Genomic DNA, 16,368 nt, shown 5'->3' with positions numbered 1-16,368 from the left:
CGGCAACCTATCAATGTGTGCCTGCGGGCCCAGGTCATCGGCGGCGAGGTGCGACCCGAGCCGACTGAAGCGCGCGAGGCGCGATTGGCGTTCGTTCGTACGTGGCTGAGCTGGAAAAGCCTGATCTCCCGTCCCTATCGCCAGGCCAAGCGGAGCAGACATGAGTCAGGCTTTAACGGTCGTTCGTCCAGTTGGGCGCTCCACCGTGACGCCCTGGCTCACGCCCGCCCGCACTCGCCGGCCCACCCCGTGCCACCTGACTGACCGCCGCGCCAACCTCCCCGGATCCGGCCCGCACCCCGTGCTGTGTTCCGGGCCATACGTTTCGCCTGGCGCACGTCGAGTGGGCCGCACATGTGTTCGGTGCGGCCCCCTTCTGTTACTCCGGTGCTCGCTGACGCTCAGAACAGTGCTCAGCGGCTCAGGCGCCGCCCGGGCGGATTGGTGGGAACCGTTGCGGATGATGGATCAGAAACCAACGCCCCCGCCACCGCCATGTCCGCCTCCGCCAGGCTCGAGCCCACCGCCGGGATCGGGGTGACCGCCTCCACCGGGCCTCGGCTCGTAGGGGTTGCCGTAGTGCGGGTGCGGGAGAGCGCCTCCACCCAATCCGGTGCCGTAGGGGTCGCGGGGATTGATTCTTCTGTGGCTGGGGGCGTCTCCGCCGACCCTGCCCCTCTCGTGGCGGCCGCCTCGGCGGACCTCGTCCTTCTCGTGGCGGCCGCCTCCGCCGCCGGTGATACTGGAATCGGGCTTGCCGCCGGTGATACTGGGACCGGGGCCGCCTACGCGTGCGCGTCGGTGGGCGCGGCACTTAGCGGGATGCTTGGCGAATTTGCACGGAAACGTGTACGAGGTCGTCTCCGTGGCCTGCTGCGCCACGGGCTCGGCGTTTGCGGGCGCAGCCGATGCCGCCATTGGGACGGCAAAGGCCGAGGCTGTCATCACACCTGCCGCCAGAGCGTTGCGGATCTTGCTCATGAAAGATCACCTATTGCTCGTTTGAACTCCGGGTGACGCCCGGACCCGGGAGGCCGTATCGGTCGTAGGAAGACATCGATATAGCCTGTCGCCAACTTTTAATCTACTTGCGTGAGTGGGGGGAAACATTCAGAAGATGTAAAAGTTTCGGCAGCCAGAGATTGCCTCGGGACCCCTTTCAGGAAAGGGTGGAAGGCGTTCAACTACGGTGAGTTGTTGCCTGAATATGCGGGATCTTTATCGATACGTGGCCCGCACTCGACCCACTCCCGCGCCAACTTCCCCGGATCCGGCCCGCACCCGGAGCCGCCACCCGTCCAACGGGACGGTGTGCCTAAGAGCGGGCAGCGCGCGGGCCGGGCGCGTGTGCTGAATCCATGTACCCATCTTTGACAATGGGCTTGCCTGCGGCGTTGGGGCCGAGCAGGGCGACGACCTCGCCCTCTCCGACGGACAGGCTCAGGTCGCGCACGGCCGTAACCCCTCCGAACCGCGTGACCAGACGGGACGCATCCAGGATGGCCACCGGTCAAGCGTGCGATTTCCGAGGCTCCCGGGGCAAGGGGTTTTCTCCGAGCATGCGCAGCAGGTCCCACTCGTTCTCGCACACGCGCCGCCCGATCGCGGCCAGCTCCACCGACCGCGCGCCGCCGCGCAGGTGCCGCATGGTCTGCATGACGCAGATGACGCCCCACTTGAGTACCCCGAACGTCTCCCACCAGCGCAGCGCGTCCCGGTCGACGGGGTGGCCGCCGGCCCGCTCGTAGGAGGAGATCAGCTCGTCGTAGCCGCCGAAGCCGCCCACCGGCAGCGGCGAGCCGAACCGCCACGCCTTCACGCACAGCCACCCGAGGTCCTCGAGGGGGTCGCCGAGGTGGGCGAGCTCCCAGTCGAGCACCGCCCCGATCCCCTCCGGCCCGACGATGAGGTTGCCGTTGCGGAAGTCGCCGTGCACGACCGTACGCCGCGTGCCGGCCGGCCGGTCGGCGGCCAGCCGGCGCAGCGCCAGCTCGAACACCGGGTGCGGCTCGCCGAGCAGGTCCAGCACGTCCCGCCAGCGCCGCAGCGGGTCCTCCGCCACCGCCTCCTGCGGCAGGCAGGACGGCGGCATCCGGTGGATCGCGGCGAGCGCCTGCCCGCACTGTGCGGCCAGCCGGGCCCTGGCGGCGGCGTAGGCGTCGTCGCGCAGGATCTTGCGCGGGATGCTCTCGCCGGGCACGCGGCTCATGAGGATGTACGAACCGTCGGCGGCGACCACCTTGGGCACCGGCACGCCGGCGTCGGCCGCGGCCCGCATCAGCGCGGCCTCCGCGGCCAGGCCGGCCCCGGTTTCGAGGGCGGCGCCGGGGGAGTCGAGCCGCAGGATCAGCTTGTGCCGCTCGGAGCCGGTGACGACGTCGAGCGCCCACGTCTCGCGCGACGCCCCGCCGGGCAGCCGGGCGCTGAAGGGGATCGACGCGCCGGCCCCGAAGACCTCCTCGACGATGGGCTGGAGGCGGCTCATCGCAGGCCGAACTCCCAGTTGCCGCCCGCCGCGTACTCGCCCAGGATGCGCCGGCCCACCGAGTCGACGTGCACCTCGTCGGGCCCGTCGTAGATCCGCCCGGCCCGCGCGTGCCGGTACATACGATCCAGCGGCGTGTCGGGGGTGAGCCCGGCGGCGCCGTACACCTGGATGGCGCGGTCGATCACGTTGTGCAGCATGCGCGCCCCCACCACCTTGATCGCGCCGATCTCGACCCGGGCCTGCGAGCCCGCGTCCACCGCCTCGGCGGCGTTGAGGGTGAGCAACCTGGCGGCCTGGATCTCGGCGTAGGAGTCGAACACGTGCTGACGCATGAGCTGCTTGTTCGCCAGCGGCTCGCCGAACGCGGTCCGCTCCTGCAGCCTGCGGCACATCAGGTCGAACGCCCGCTGCGCCTGCCCCAGCCAGCGCATGCAGTGGAAGATCCGGCCGGGCCCGAGCCGCTGCTGCGCGATGACGAACCCGTGCCCGCGCGGGCCGAGCAGGTTGGCGGCGGGCACGCGGACGTCCTCGTACCTGACCTCGCAGTGCGCCCCGTCGAGCCCCAGCACGGGGGTCTCGCGGACGATGCGGTAGCCGGGTGTATCGGTCGGCACGAGGATCATGGAGAACGCCAGGTGGGACGGCGCGTCCTGCTCGGTCCTGCACATCACGGTCGTGTACGCCGCCCGCGAGGCCCCGGTCGTGAACCACTTGTGCCCGTTGATCACCCATTCGTCACCGTCGAGCACCGCGGACGTCCTGATCTGGGTGGGGTCGCTGCTGGAGATCGCCGGCTCGGTCATGGCGAAGCTGGGCCAGATGTCACCCCGTACCAGCGGCTCGAGGTAGCGCTCGCGCTGCTCGGGCGAGGCGTGCTCGTGCAGCATCAGCGAGTCCTGCAGCGTGAACGTGCCCAGCGCGAGCTGCCCGAACTCGCTGCGCCCCTGCACCTCGTTGACGTAGACGTAGTCGAGGAACGGCAGCCCGCCGCCGCCCAGCTCGCGCGGGTGGCCGAGCGCCCACAGACCCTCCTTCTTGGCCTCGGCCCGCAGCTCGTCGAGCGCCGCCGCCGCGCCGGCCCCGCCCGCGTGCAGCACCGGCTCGGCGGGCTCCACCCGCTCGGTCATGAACGCGTGGACGGCGTCGCGGATCGGCCGGACGCTGTCGGGTACGGCGAAGCTCATGCTCCGGATCTCACCCGAAACCAGTTGTCAGGTCAACGGTTTTAGGGCAGCCAGCTCACGCGGCCGTGCAGGAAGGCGTACCCGACGAAGGCGACGGCGTCGATCAGCGTGTGCGCCACGACCAGCGGCATGGCCCGGCCCCACCGCTGGTACAGCCGCCCGAACACCAGCCCCATCACGACATTTCCGATGAATCCCCCGAACCCCTGATAGAGGTGGTACGACCCCCGCAGCACCGACGACACCACGACGGCCTTCCACGGACTCCATCCGGCCTGCCCCAGGCGGTGCAGCAGGTATCCGGCGACGAGCACCTCTTCCAGCACCCCGTTCTGCGCGGCCGCGAGCAGCAGTACGGGCACCTGCCACCACACCTGCGGCAGCTGCCCGGCGACCACGGTCAGGTTGACGCCCGCCGCCCACACGGCGAGGTAGAACGCCAGCCCGGTGCCGCCGATCGCCGCCGCCAGCAGCGTCCCGCGCACCACGTCACGCGTCTTGTCCCGGAAGTCCACCCCGATCGTGCGCAGCGACTCCCCGGAGCGCACCATCAGGTACGCCACCAGCCCGACCGGCGCCACCGAGATCGCGATGTCGACGAGCTGCAGCGTCAGGTCCAGCCACGGCCGCCCGGGTGCCATCGACCCGACGAGCACCGCCTGCTGGCCCTTCAGCTCCTTGGGTGCCGTCAGCGCGCCGATCAGCCGGACGAGGGCCACGAGGCCGCTGGCGCCGAGCGAGACCGAGAACACGACGAGCAACTCGGCCCGGACGAGCTTGGGCGCGAGCATTGGGGGCGGCGCGGTGGGGGACTCTGTGCGCATGGCCGCAGACTAGCCCCTACATGATCGGACCAGGATAAAGAGGTCACGTCCGGCCGTGGACCTCGAACGGGGTGCCGTCGAACGTGCCGGACAGAGCCGGGCGTTCCCGCGCGGTGAACGCCGCCCACGCCAGCCCCACCCGGTACGCGCGCCCGCCGCCCGGCGAGACCTCGAGTGCGGCGGTGGCCCGCCCGTCCGGCGCGAGCGCGATCTCCCCGCTCACCTCCACCCCGGCCACGAAGCTGGCCCGGTCCAGCACGACGGACCTGTCGTGGAAGTCGACGCGCCCGCCGCGCAGCCCCGGCTGGGTCGTCAGCCTGGCGTGCACGTAGGTGTAGGGATTGCGGCGGGCGACCGCGTCCGCGGCGGTGGCGAAGGCGGCCGCGACCAGCCGCCGCCCGTCCCCGGACAGCCCCGCCGCGGGCACCGGCGCGAGCTCGCCCAGCGACCGGGGGAACGCGCCGGCCGCGCGGTAGTTCTCCTGCCCGCACCGGGGCTCGGGCACCCGGTGATCGGTCAGGAAGGACCGCAGCGCCGCGCGCACGCACTCGCCGGCCTCGCCCGTGCGCCAGGCCAGGCTGTGCCCGCCGTAGGGAACCCGGACGAACACGGCGCCGGGGAAGGCCCGCATGGCGCCGGCCACCTCCCGCGGGCTCTGCGTGTCGAAGTCGCCGCCCATCACCATGATCGGAACGTCGGGGAGCGCGGCGCCCGGCGGCAGCACCGGGCTGTGGCGCGGCGTGGGCCAGTTCACGCAGAACTCCAGCCCTTTCCGCACGTCCAGGCCGAGGTCGGCAGGCAGGAACGGCGCCAGCGGCCGCTCCTCGGCGTAGTGGCGCTCGAGCTGGGCCAGCCGCTCCGCCGGGGCCGCGTCCCTGCCGAAGGGGAAGGCCCCGTCGCCGCACCGGTAGGCCAGGTAGCCGGCCCACTGCGCGCCCTCGACCGGCTGCCCGGGATCGCGGGGCAGCGCGCGGGCCAGCCGGCGTAGCGGCTCGCGGTCTCCGCTCAGGTACGCGGCGGCGGCCGCGTTCGCCTCCCTGCCGAACACCGGCTCGAGCATCTGCGCCACGCCACGGAGCGCGGGCAGGGAGACCTCGGGATCGGGATGCGCGCGCAGGTACGCCACCAGGCGTGACCAGACACCACTGGCGCGGCCGGGCAGCGCGCGGCAGGCCTGCGACCGCTCGCACACGAGGTCGAGATCGTCCGGGCGGAAGCGCATCGGCCAGAGCGCGTAGCCGTCCTGCGACGTGATCACGGTGCTGTCGAGGAACGCGGCCGCCAGGCTGCCGGGGTGGCGGGCGGCGTACGCCTGGGCGAACACGGTGCCGTAGGAGTTGCCGTAGAAGGCGACCTTGCCGACGCCGAGCGCCCGCCGTACCGCGTCCATGTCGTGCACCGCCTGGTCGGCCGTGAAGAACCGGGCACGCGGGCCGAGCCGGGCCGCGCAGCCGGCGATGGTGGCGGGCTCGGTGAGGACCAGGCCGGGGCAGAGCAGCGGGGAGGACTCGCCCAGGCCGCGCGGGTCGACGACGAGCAGGTTCTGGTGGTCGAGCACGGGGCCGAGCGTCTGCTGGACACGCGGGAGGTCGGGCAGGGCGGGAAGCGGGCCGCCCGGGTTGGCGAGGATCGTGCCGGTCGCGTCCTTCTTCGCCGGAAGCCAGGCGAACGCGACCGTGATGCGCTCGGACGACGGGTCGTTCCAGTCCAGCGGCACGGACAGCGTGCCGTCACAGCGGCTGAGCGCGCGGGCGCACTCGTGCGAGGGTTCGGGCGGGGAGGCGGCGGCGGGTACGGCGGGCAGGAACGCCGTGAATAGGCCCATCGCCGCCGCGAGGGCTCTCAAGATCATGGTTTCACTCTTGTTCGTGAAATCTCATGGTTCTTCAGCCCGAGGGAGGAGATTGTCTTGGGAGCAGGCTCCTACTCTGCCAAGGAGATGGCGTGAGGCGAACCCAACCGCATGACGTGCCCACGGCGGCCGAGCTCGTGGCCGCCGTCCGCGGCTTCCTCGAGACCGACGTGCTGCCGGCCGTGGAAGGGCGGGTGCGCTTCCACACGCGGGTGGCGATCAACATGCTCGGCATGGTGGAGCGGGAGATCCAGCTCGGCCCGGATCACGCGCGGGAGCACGCGGCGCGCCTGGCCGGCCTGGGCGTGGCGGACGACGCCGAGCTGGCCGCCGCCATCCGCGAGGGCCGCCTGGCGGACGACGACGTGCTCGTCACGGCCCTGGAGCAGGCCGTACGGGCGAAGCTGGAGGTCGCCAACCCGGCCTACCCGGAAGACTGACGGCCCGCCCCCTCGCGGTGGGGCGGGCCGTCGGCCGGATCAGGGACGGGTGGATCAGTGGGAGCCGGTCAGATCCAGGTCCTTCACCTTCGGATCGCCTTCGTCCACGAAGTAGTCGTCGCGGGCCGTCGCGTCCTCGCCGTCCGCCAGCTTGATCGCCCGGAACAGCAGCGTGCCCAGCGCCGCGACCACCAGGTTCACGATCACCGCCAGGAACCCGGCGTAGATCGTCATCTTGGTGTCGAAGCCCAGGTTCGACAGCGCGAACGCCGAGCCGCCGAAGTGCTGCTTGCCGGTGGCGGGGTTCGGGATCAGGTACAGCATCCACATGCCCGCCACCAGACCGCCCGCCCAGCCCGCGATCAGGCCGCCCTTGTGGAACCAGCGCGTGTAGAGGCCGAGGGCCACCGACGGCAGCGTCTGCAGGATGATCACGCCGCCGATGAGCTGCAGGTCGATCGAGAACTGCGGATCCAGCACCAGGATGCACAGCACCGCGCCCACCTTGACCACGAGTGAGACCAGCTTGGACACCTTGGCTTCCTGGGCGTCGGTGGCCTGCTTGTTGATGTATTCGCGGTAGATGTTGCGGGTGAACAGGTTGGCGGCCGCGATCGACATGATCGCCGCGGGGACCAGCGCGCCGATGCCGACGGCCGCGTACGCGACGCCCGTGAACCAGTCAGGGAACATCTGGTCGAACAGCATGGGCACGATCGTGTTGTTGTCGCCCTTGCCGGTGGCCGGGTTCACCACCGGCTTGGTGCCCGCCGCGATGGCCATGTAGCCGAGCAGCGCGATCAGGCCGAGCAGGAGGCTGTAGGCGGGCAACGCCGACATGTTCCGCTTGATGACGCTGCGGTTCTTGGAGGCCAGCACGCCGGTGAGGCTGTGCGGATAGAGGAACAGCGCAAGCGCCGAGCCGAAGGCCAGGGTGATGTACTGCAACTGGTTGCCGGCATTGAGGAGGAGCCCATCGCCCGGCGCGGGAGACGCGTCGAACTTGGCCTTCGCCGCGTCGAACACCGATCCCAAGCCACCCAGCTTGGCCGGAATGTAGAAGACCGCCGCCAGGATCACGATGTAGATCAGCGCGTCCTTGACGAAGGCGATCAGCGCGGGGGCGCGCAGGCCCGACTGATAGGTGTAGGCCGCCAGGATCGCGAACGCGATGATGATCGGCAGGTGCCCGGTGATACCCATCGCCTTCAGCACGGCCTCGATGCCGACCAGCTGCAGCGCGATGTACGGCATGGTCGCCACCAGGCCGGTGATCGCCACCAGTAGCGCCAGCGTCGGCGACCCGAACCGGGCCCGGACGAAGTCGGCCGGCGTGACGAACCCGTGCACGTGCGACACCGACCACATGCGAGCCAGGACCAGGAACACCATCGGATAGATGATCACGGTGTACGGCACGGCGAAGAAGCCCATGGCCCCTGCGCCGAACACCAGCGCGGGCACCGCGACGAACGTGTACGCGGTGTACAGGTCGCCGCCCACGAGGAACCAGGTGATCCAGGAGCCGAAGTTACGGCCGCCCAGGCCCCACTCATTGAGGCTCTCGATGTTGTCGGGCCGCCGCCAGCGGGACGCTACGAACCCCATGCCGCTGACGACCAGAAACAGCAGCACGAAGACGACCAGCTCGGTCGTGTGGCTGCTCATTTGGTCATCCTGTAGACGATGGTCGTGGACACGACGCCCACCACGATGAAGGCGAGCTGCAGCCAGTAGAAGAGCGGGAAGCCCAGCACGCGGGGCTCGTCGGCGTTGAACAGGAACGTCAGGAGCGGCAGCACGATGGGCAGGACCAGCAGCCAGTTCCATGGGCTGCGGTCGGTGCGCGGCTGCCCGGGTTCCCCGGTAGTCATCAACCCTCCGATGAGTGGATCAGGAGCCGTGTTGTGACCGGTTCCTGACGAATAGTCATTGGAGGGAGATTAGCTTTTCGGGGGTATTAAACCCAATGTCGTTAATATTACGGTTTGGCCTAAAATGTCACACCTGCCCGGTGAGCACCATGCCTCACCTGGGCAAACCCTATACACGCCCGATGTCGCGATCCCGGCTCCACGCGCTGAATGGTCGTTTCCCCGCGCCGAACGGTCCGCCCGCCCCAGAGGCCGGCGGAAAAGATGACATGAGGTGTCGGGTTTCCGGGAGACGCTCGGCATCATGATTGCTTTGGTAGCGGGGGCGACCCGCGGAACGGGACGAGGCATCGCGGTCGCGCTGGGCGCGGCCGGCGCGACGGTCTACTGCACCGGCAGGAGCACGAGAGAGCAGCGCTCCGAGATGAACCGGCCGGAGACCATCGAGGAGACGGCGCAGCTGGTGACCGCCGCCGGCGGGACCGGCATCCCGGTGCAGGTCGACCACCTGGACCCCGCCCAGGTCGGGGCGCTGGCCGAGCGGGTGGACCGCGAGCAGGGCAGGCTCGACGTGCTGGTCAACGACGTGTGGGGCGGCGACCACCTGTGGGAGTGGGACACCCCGGTCTGGAAACACGACATGGACAAGGGGCTCCGGCTGCTCAGGCTGGCGGTCGACACCCACATCATCACCAGCCACCACCTCCTCCCGCTGCTGATCAGGAACGAGGGCGGGCTGGTCGTGGAGGTCACCGACGGCACCTGGGCCTTCAACGAGACCCGTTACCGGGAGAACGTCTACTACGACCTGGCCAAGATGTCGGTGAACCGGCTCGGGTTCGCCTGGGCGAACGAGCTGCGCCCGTACGGCGGCACCGGGGTGGCGGTCACGCCGGGCTTCCTGCGCTCGGAGGCCATGCTCGACAACTTCGGCGTCACCGAGGACAACTGGCGGGAGGCGAAGGTGGACATCGCCTGGCAGGTCTCGGAAACACCCGCGTACGTCGGCAAGGGCGTGGCGGCCCTCGCCGCAGACCCGGACCGTCAGCGCTGGTCGGGCAAGTCGGTGTCGAGCGAGGAACTGGCCGAGGCGTACGGCCTCACGGACGTTGACGGCAGCCGGCCACGGGTGTGGAGCTTCATCACGGAGGTACGCGAGCCGGGCAAGGAGCTCGATCCGGCTGATTACCGGTAGAGGGCGGACATGCGGGCGGCGGCGTCGGCGACCATCGCCCGCAGCTCCGGCGGATCGAGCACCTCCGCCTCCGGCCCGAACCGGAGCACCTGCGAGTACGCCACCTGCACCGACTCCACCCCCAGCCGCACCGTCCCGTCCGGCTGGAGCGAGGCGAGGGCGTCGTCGACCGCGGCCGGGTCGGCGATGTGCCGCAGCATCCGCACCCCCCGCTCGCTGAGCCGCAACGTGACCACGTCCCGCAGCAGCGACCGGCTGAACTCCGCCGACTGCCCCGCCCAGAAGGCCGCCAGGTCGAACGAGGCATCCCGGTCGAAGGACTCCGGGAGCACGGACACCGCGCCGAACCGGGGCACCCGGAAGATCAGGAACCGGGTCCCGAGCCGCGCGGCCAGGTACCAGGTGCCCGCCTTGAGCACCAGCCCGTACGGCTCCAGCGTCCGTTCCCGCTCCTTGTAGACCGCCGAGACGCGGCGGTCGTTCCACACGGCCCTGGCCAGCGGGGCCAGGGCCGCCGGCGGCGGGTCGTCGCCGACGAACCAGCCGGGCGCGTCCAGGTGGAAGCGCTGCGCCGCGACGGCGGGCGCGTCCCGCAGCGCGGGGGAGAGCGCGGCGGCGGCCTTCAGCCGGGCCGTGGCCGCCACCCCCTCCAGCCCCATCTCCCGCAGCGCCGCCGGCACCCCCGACAGGAACAGCGCCTCCGCCTCGGCCCGGTCCAGCCCGGTCAGCCGCGTCCGGTACCCGTCCAGCAGCCGGTAACCGCCGCCCCGCCCCCGGTCGGCGTACACGGGCACGCCCGCCTCCGACAGCGCCAGCACGTCCCGGTGCACCGTCCGCTCGGAGATCTCCAGCTCCTTGGCCAGCTCGGCCGCCGTCATCCCGCCCCGGCCCTGCAACAGCAGGACCAGCGACATCAACCGCGAGGCACGCACAGCGGCAGCACCACAGCGGAGGGATGGCCGGGGGAGTGGAACACCTCGACGTCGGCGGGCACCATCGCCCCGTCGCCGCCGCCCAGCGGGCCGCCGGTGCCGTGGTTGCGGGCGATCGTCGGGTACGCCCCCGCCGCCACGTGCACCCTGACCCGATGGTCGCGCCCGAAGCGGTGCGCGATCGGCCAGAGATCCACGCAGACCCGCCGCGCTTCGAGACCGGCGTCCGCCAACCGGCGCACGCCCTCGCACACGTTGAACGAGCGCCCGTCAGGATGCACGTCGCACACCCGCACCACCACGTCCACGTACGGCGTGCTCGACCGCACGAACAGCTCAGCCCGCACCGGCCCGATCATCTCCACGTCCGACTCCAGCGCCGCTGAACTGTACACCAGCACGTCGCGCCGCTGCTCCAGCCGCCGCTGGTCGCGCGGCCTGGAGTCGCCGAGCAGCACGGGCCCGCCGATCACGGGCGTCGGATGGGCGGGGTGGTACCGGAACCGGTCGGGCGGGGAGTCCAGCGGCCCGTCCGTCCCCAGGCCGAACCCGTGCTGCAGATGCCAGCGCTGCTCCCGCATCCCGGGCACCGGCCAGTCGGGGTAGTCACGCCACTCCTCGGCCCCCGTCACGTAGAGCCGCACGGGCTCGGCCCGCAGCCCGGAGTGGTCGCCCATCAGGTGCGCGCGGAACCAGGCCGACGCCTCGGCCATGGCGGGCCGCCCGTGCCGGGTGTCGACGTGGTACCAGGGCCCGATCGTCAGGTACGGCCGCCGCCCCGCGGCCCGCATCGCCGCGTAGTCCTTGAGCTGCCACGGCAGGAACACGTCGTACCAGCCGCCCAGCATGGTGACCGCCGCCTCCACCTCGCCCACCTTCGGGGAGAAGTCGCGCCTGTCCCAGTAGGGGACGGCCGGGTCGGCGTGGTGGGTGAGCAGGTCCTGATAGAACGGGAGCGGCCGCCCGGCCGAGGCCAGGTCCAGCTCGGCCACGGGGCGGCCCGACAGGACCGCTCTGCGGGCGAGCCTGGGCGCGGTCAGCACCGCGGCGCCGCCGAAGCGGCGCGACATGGTGTCGGTGAGCGTGGTCCAGCTCAGCGCCGACTCCAGCGCGAACGCGCCGCCCACGTAGGCGGCGTCCCTGAACTGAGAGGCGGTGATCTGCGTGGCCATGGCCTTCAGGTCCGGCCCGGCGTAGGGCGCGACGGCCCACTGCGTGTAGCCGAGGTAGGAGGGGCCGAACATCGCGAACGAGCCGCCGTACCACGGCTGCTTGCGCAGCCAGGCCACGGTGGCCAGGCCGTCGTCGTGCTCGTCGCCGAGCGGGTCGAGCAGGCCGCCGGAGCCGAAGCCGCCGCGGCAGCTCTGGATGACGACGTGGAAGCCCTGCCGGGCGAAGCCGCGGCCGTAGTACCAGCCGAACAGGCCGCGCCGGCCGTACGGGGAGCGCATCAGGATGACGGGTGCCCGCTCGGCCGCGGCCGGAGCGTAGTGGTCGGCCAGCAGCGTCACGCCGTCGGGCATCGGCACGGGAAGATCCCGCTGGAGCCGCACGCGTCTCATGTACTTACCAGTAACATATGTCGCCCGGTGTGCGGTATCCCGGGGGCGTTCGTTCCGGGTAAGGGCACCCCATGGACCCGGGTGCCCTTACCCGGAAGCCGCTACGGAGTCGCCTTGTCCGGGCGCTCCGAGATGCGGATGGCGTTCACGATCGTCGCGCCCTGCCGGGTGGCGAAGCGCACGTTGAGCTGGCCGTCGGTGACCTTCACCGTGTACTGCCTGCTCACCGCCGTGTACGTGCCCGCCTCCAGGGCCAGGTCGAGCGCCGGGATCGCCAGCTGCCCCTCGACCAGCACGTCGAAGACGCGCCTGCCCGGCTGCGTGCTCTTGAGGTCGGCGAAGTCCAGCTCGACGGTGTACGTGCCGGCGGGCACGTTGTCGAACCGGTACTCCAGCATCTTCTCCCTGGCCGTCCTGAACAGCGCCTGGTCGCCGGTGCCCGCGATGGTCCTGGACGTGCTCGACGTGCTGGTCGAGGTGGCCACGTAGCCGTAGCCGCCGGCGGCGTACTTCTTGTCGGGCGTCCAGGTGTCACCGGCGCCGTCGACCAGGCTCTTGCCGGCGCCCGCGTCGATGGCCACCTGGAGCTTGGGCACCACGACCGTCACCTTGACCTCGATGGTCGGCTGCCGGCCGCTGGCCGACCGGACGAGCAGCTTGCCGGTCTTCACCGTGCCCGGCGCGACGCCGGCGCTGGAGAGCGTCGCCTCCAGCGTCACCTTCTGCCCCTTGGCCAGCTCGCCCGAGGCCGGGGTCGCGGCGAACCAGGGCTCCGAGGCCACCGTGTACGGCGTGGGCGAGCCCAGGTTCGTCAGCTCCAGGGTCCGCGTGCGGGTGGACTCGGCCGGCATCACCACGGTCAGCTCGGCGGCCGACGCGCTCACCCGGCCGGTGACCAGCGCCGTGTCGATCCGCGTCACCGTGGTGGGCGCGACCGTGACCGGCTTGGTGAAGGTGCCGTAGTGCTCCTTGGCGACCACGACGTCGTAGTCGCCGGCCGGCACCTGCCCGTAGAACGAGCCGTCCTCGCCGGTCGTGAACGTGGCCACGTCGCCCACTTTCACCGTCGCCCCGGCCAGCGGCTGCCCGTCGTTGGCGTCGGTGACCGCGCCGGTGACCAGGCCGTGCCGGCTGGCCGTGAACGTCAGGCCCTGCCCGGTGGACAGCACCGGCTCCTCGTAGGAGTACAGCATGGCGTCGGTGCCGCCCGCGTTCTCGACGCCGACGGTGGCGCTGGAGCCCTGCTCGCGCTCGCTCTCGATGTCCTTGTACCGGAAGCCGATCGAGCCGTCCTCGCCCAGCAGCGCCGAGAACGACACCCGCTGGTCGTCGGTGTTGTAGAAGCCGGCGTTGCGCCACTCCACGACGAATGTCCGGTGCGGCGCCGTGCCCGTCACCGCGGTGTAGACCCCGGCCTGGGCGTCCACCGTCAGGTCGTCCCAGTACGGGTAGACCGCGTTGTTCGGCGTGCTCGTGGTCGGCAGCCGGCCGTTGCTGCCGGTGGTGACCCGGTCGGTGGCGAACGTGAGGTACCCGTTCGTGCCGATCCACGCCTTGCCGTAACCCGTGCCGTAGAACGGGATCGGGAACGGCAGCGTCACCTGCTGGGCCTCGTCGTCACCGGTCAGCGCCAGCTTCTCGGTGCCCGCCACGTACGCCTGCGTGCCGCTCTTGCAGGTGTAGCCGAAGTTGTCGCCGCGCAGCGGCAGTTCGATGTGCTTGACCACGTCGCCGGCCACCGAGACGGACGCCGTCGCGCCGCTGGAGCAGCGGGAGGACGGCGTGACCGCCAGCTCGTAGTCGCCGTGCGGCAGCGTCAGCCGGTAGCGGCCCGCCGCGTCGGTCACCGCGCTGACCGGAGTGCCGGTGGCCGCCACCGTCGCGCCCGGCTCCGGCGTGCCCGCCGTGCTGACCGTGCCGGACACCACGCCCGCGGCCTGTCTGACCATGGTCACGTCGGCGGTCGTGGACTGACCGGCCGTGATCGTGGCCGGAGCGGTGGCCTTGTCGTGGCCGAACTTCTCCACGCTGACCTGGTAGTCGCCGGGCAGCAGGCGCGGGATGGCGTACGTGCCGTCCTCGCCGGTCGTCACGGCGCGGCTCAGCGGCCCGGAGACCGTGACCGCCGCCCCGGCCACGGGCGCGCCGCCCGCGGTGACCGTGCCGCGCAGGTCGCCGAGGCCCTCGTGGGGCGCGGCCTGCACGGCGGCGTACGTGTCGAGCCTGCCCTCACCCCAGATGTTGTTGTCGGTCGCGGTGCCGCCGCAGCTGGTGTCGTTGACGTCGGTCGCGGTGCTGTCGAGCAGCGGCCGGGTGGCCGCCACGTTGCCCTGCAGCCCCGGCGAGCCCGACCAGATCAGCGCGACCGTGGCCGCCACGTGCGGCGAGGCCATCGACGTGCCGGTGTAGCTGTCGTAAGAGTTGCCGGGGGTCGAGGAGCGCACGTTGACGGCCGGGGCGGCGATGTTCGGCTTGATCTCGCCGCCCTCGCCCTCGCCCTTGCTCGACCGGTTGTACAGCGCGTTGTTGACGTCGAAGCCGCCCGCGCTGTAGCTGCTCACGTAGTCGCCGGGCGAGCCGCTGGTGCGGCAGGCCGGGCCCTCGTTGCCGTTGGCGAACGCCGGGAAGATGCCGGCCGCGATCCACGCCTCGACCGTCTCCTTGTACCAGAAATCGTTCCCGGGGCCGCCCCAGGAGTTGTTGACGATGTCGGGCGCCAGGTCGGGGCGCGGGTTACGGCCGCTGAGGTCCGTGGGCGCCAGGATCCACTGGCCGGCCGCCAGCAGGGAGGCGTCGGTGCAGGTGTTGACCTCGCAGCCCTTGGCGGCGATCCACTTGGCGCCGGGCGCGACGCCGATGCCGTTCGCGCCGACCATCGTGCCCATGGTGTGGGTGCCGTGGCCGTTGTTGTCGCACGGCGCGGCCGCCGGGCAGATGCGCGCCGGGTCGAACCAGTTGTAGTCGTGGCTGAACGTGCCGTCCTGGTTTCTGCCCCGGTAGCCCTGGACCAGCTCGGAGTGGTCGAACTGGGCGCCGGAGTCGATGTGGGCGACGACGATGCCCTCGCCGCGGTTGCCCAGCTCGCTCCAGACGCGCGGGGCGTTGACCCGGTCGATGTTCCACTCGACCGCGTTGACCTTGTTCTCCGCGCTGCCCGTAACAGGCTTGGGCAGGGAGTAGGTGCGGACCGGCTCGAGGCTCTCGACCTCGGGCAGCTTGGCGATCTCGCCTGCCAGCTTCTCGTCCGCGGTCACCCGCACCGCGTTGACGATCCAGTACGAGGTGTAGTCCGCGTGGCGGGAGTCGAGCAGCTTGCGCAGGCCCTCCTGCGCGGTCCTGGCCCGCTCGGTCTTCGACTCGAAGACCAGCTCGGCCTTTGCGTCCTTGGTGACGGCCCGGCGGGCGCCGCTGAGGTCGGCAGCCCCCTTCATCCGGACCCAGAAAGTGGCCTTGTCGTCCTGCGCCAGCTGCGCCTGGACGGTCGCGTCTATCTTGGCGGGGTTCGGCGCCGCGTAAGCTGCGGCCTGCGGGACGGATAAGCCTGCGACGACGACGATCCCGGTCAGGATCGCCCGCCAGCGGGGGGTTTCGGGCACGCGCGCCTCTCCTTCGAGACTTACGAGACTTAGCGACAAGAGGTGATCTTCACGCCTCTGTCGAGAAGCGTGAAGAGGTCTTGTCGGGAAAGCAAGAGACGGCGCGAAATGTAATCTGGTCAGCTGCAGGGCCCGCACGAGCAGCGCCGTCTTGTCGGCTCGCGTGGCCGCCGGCGGACCGGATGACGTCCATCTTCTCCACCCGCCGATCTTCTCCTCCTGCGGGAGGTCCGGCCGCGTGAGCGCGGCGCCCTCGGCGATGAAGGCAGCCCGCTCCTCCTCGGGCACACCCTGCTCCTTGGTGATCTCCTCTGAACATCCCGGGAGGCGAGGGCCGGGCCGGCTCTCCCGCCACCGCGTTGCGCGATCATGGTCCGGCGGTTAACCTGTGTGCATGCGAAATCACGACCAGCTTCAGTGG

At 71.1% G+C, this 16,368-nt stretch carries 11 protein-coding genes; 2 read left to right on the top strand and 9 right to left on the bottom strand.

Annotated elements, in window-relative coordinates:
• Nucleotides 1–1,510: 1,510 nt before the first annotated feature.
• From ABN273_RS40530 to ABN273_RS40515, 4 genes are read right to left on the bottom strand one after another with little or no spacing between them, the layout of a single operon-like run.
• Nucleotides 1,511–2,485, bottom strand: coding sequence for a phosphotransferase family protein (locus ABN273_RS40530; RefSeq protein ID WP_349454644.1), 975 nt, complete (start codon nt 2,483–2,485; stop codon nt 1,511–1,513).
• Nucleotides 2,482–3,672, bottom strand: coding sequence for an acyl-CoA dehydrogenase family protein (locus ABN273_RS40525; RefSeq protein WP_349454643.1), 1,191 nt, complete (start codon nt 3,670–3,672; stop codon nt 2,482–2,484). The genes ABN273_RS40530 and ABN273_RS40525 overlap by 4 nt, the downstream gene beginning before the upstream one ends.
• Before the next feature lie 41 nt (nt 3,673–3,713).
• On the bottom strand, nt 3,714–4,496 hold the full coding sequence (locus tag ABN273_RS40520) for a CPBP family intramembrane glutamic endopeptidase (RefSeq protein ID WP_349454642.1): 783 nt from the start codon (nt 4,494–4,496) through the stop codon (nt 3,714–3,716).
• Nucleotides 4,497–4,539: 43 nt separating this feature from the next.
• On the bottom strand, nt 4,540–6,348 hold the full coding sequence (locus ABN273_RS40515; protein ID WP_349454641.1) for an alpha/beta fold hydrolase: 1,809 nt from the start codon (nt 6,346–6,348) through the stop codon (nt 4,540–4,542).
• Nucleotides 6,349–6,440: 92 nt separating this feature from the next.
• On the opposite strand from ABN273_RS40515, the gene ABN273_RS40510 reads away from it, so the two are divergent.
• A complete protein-coding gene (locus ABN273_RS40510) occupies nt 6,441–6,788 on the top strand; it encodes a DUF6285 domain-containing protein (protein ID WP_349454639.1) in 348 nt (115 codons plus the stop codon).
• Between the two features lie 54 nt (nt 6,789–6,842).
• Here the strand turns inward: ABN273_RS40510 and mctP are convergent, their stop codons facing one another.
• Both mctP and ABN273_RS40500 read right to left on the bottom strand, forming a co-directional pair.
• Nucleotides 6,843–8,456 (bottom strand): monocarboxylate uptake permease MctP, encoded by a 1,614-nt coding sequence (gene mctP, locus ABN273_RS40505; RefSeq protein ID WP_349454638.1) that lies wholly within the window; start codon nt 8,454–8,456, stop codon nt 6,843–6,845.
• Nucleotides 8,453–8,662: a DUF3311 domain-containing protein gene (locus tag ABN273_RS40500; RefSeq protein ID WP_349454636.1), complete on the bottom strand. Its 210-nt coding sequence runs from the start codon at nt 8,660–8,662 to the stop codon at nt 8,453–8,455. The genes mctP and ABN273_RS40500 overlap by 4 nt, the downstream gene beginning before the upstream one ends.
• 304 nt (nt 8,663–8,966) lie before the next feature.
• On the opposite strand from ABN273_RS40500, the gene ABN273_RS40495 reads away from it, so the two are divergent.
• Nucleotides 8,967–9,857: an SDR family oxidoreductase gene (locus ABN273_RS40495; RefSeq protein WP_349454634.1), complete on the top strand. Its 891-nt coding sequence runs from the start codon at nt 8,967–8,969 to the stop codon at nt 9,855–9,857.
• Here ABN273_RS40495 and ABN273_RS40490 read toward each other — a convergent pair.
• The 3 genes from ABN273_RS40490 to ABN273_RS40480 form a co-directional block, all read right to left on the bottom strand.
• Nucleotides 9,848–10,789 carry a helix-turn-helix transcriptional regulator gene (locus ABN273_RS40490; protein WP_349454633.1) on the bottom strand — a complete coding sequence of 314 codons (942 nt, stop codon included), beginning with the start codon at nt 10,787–10,789 and terminating at the stop codon, nt 9,848–9,850. The two genes, ABN273_RS40495 and ABN273_RS40490, sit on opposite strands and share 10 nt — an antisense overlap.
• The gene (locus tag ABN273_RS40485; RefSeq protein ID WP_349454632.1) at nt 10,771–12,351 is read right to left on the bottom strand and encodes a CocE/NonD family hydrolase; all 1,581 of its coding nucleotides are present in this window, start codon (nt 12,349–12,351) and stop codon (nt 10,771–10,773) included. Before ABN273_RS40485 ends, ABN273_RS40490 begins: the two co-directional genes overlap by 19 nt.
• A gap of 101 nt (nt 12,352–12,452) precedes the next feature.
• Nucleotides 12,453–15,947, bottom strand: a complete 3,495-nt coding sequence (locus ABN273_RS40480) for an NIDO-like domain-containing protein (RefSeq protein WP_349454630.1) — start codon at nt 15,945–15,947, stop codon at nt 12,453–12,455.
• Nucleotides 15,948–16,368 lie beyond the last annotated feature (421 nt).

Source organism: Nonomuraea sp. B19D2 (assembly GCF_040137845.1).
GTDB lineage: Bacteria > Actinomycetota > Actinomycetes > Streptosporangiales > Streptosporangiaceae > Nonomuraea.
The sequence above is the reverse complement of the archived record's forward strand: the minus strand, read 5'-3'. Positions and strand labels throughout refer to the sequence as shown.

Coding starts and splice junctions, on each gene's coding strand:
- ABN273_RS40495 (WP_349454634.1), top strand. CDS start 8,967: ATGATTGCTTTGGTAGCGGGGGCGACCCGCGGAACGGGACGAGGCATC.
- ABN273_RS40530 (WP_349454644.1), bottom strand. CDS start 2,485: ATGAGCCGCCTCCAGCCCATCGTCGAGGAGGTCTTCGGGGCCGGCGCG.
- ABN273_RS40520 (WP_349454642.1), bottom strand. CDS start 4,496: ATGCGCACAGAGTCCCCCACCGCGCCGCCCCCAATGCTCGCGCCCAAG.
- ABN273_RS40515 (WP_349454641.1), bottom strand. CDS start 6,348: ATGATCTTGAGAGCCCTCGCGGCGGCGATGGGCCTATTCACGGCGTTC.
- ABN273_RS40525 (WP_349454643.1), bottom strand. CDS start 3,672: ATGAGCTTCGCCGTACCCGACAGCGTCCGGCCGATCCGCGACGCCGTC.
- ABN273_RS40500 (WP_349454636.1), bottom strand. CDS start 8,662: ATGACTACCGGGGAACCCGGGCAGCCGCGCACCGACCGCAGCCCATGG.
- ABN273_RS40485 (WP_349454632.1), bottom strand. CDS start 12,351: ATGAGACGCGTGCGGCTCCAGCGGGATCTTCCCGTGCCGATGCCCGAC.
- mctP (WP_349454638.1), bottom strand. CDS start 8,456: ATGAGCAGCCACACGACCGAGCTGGTCGTCTTCGTGCTGCTGTTTCTG.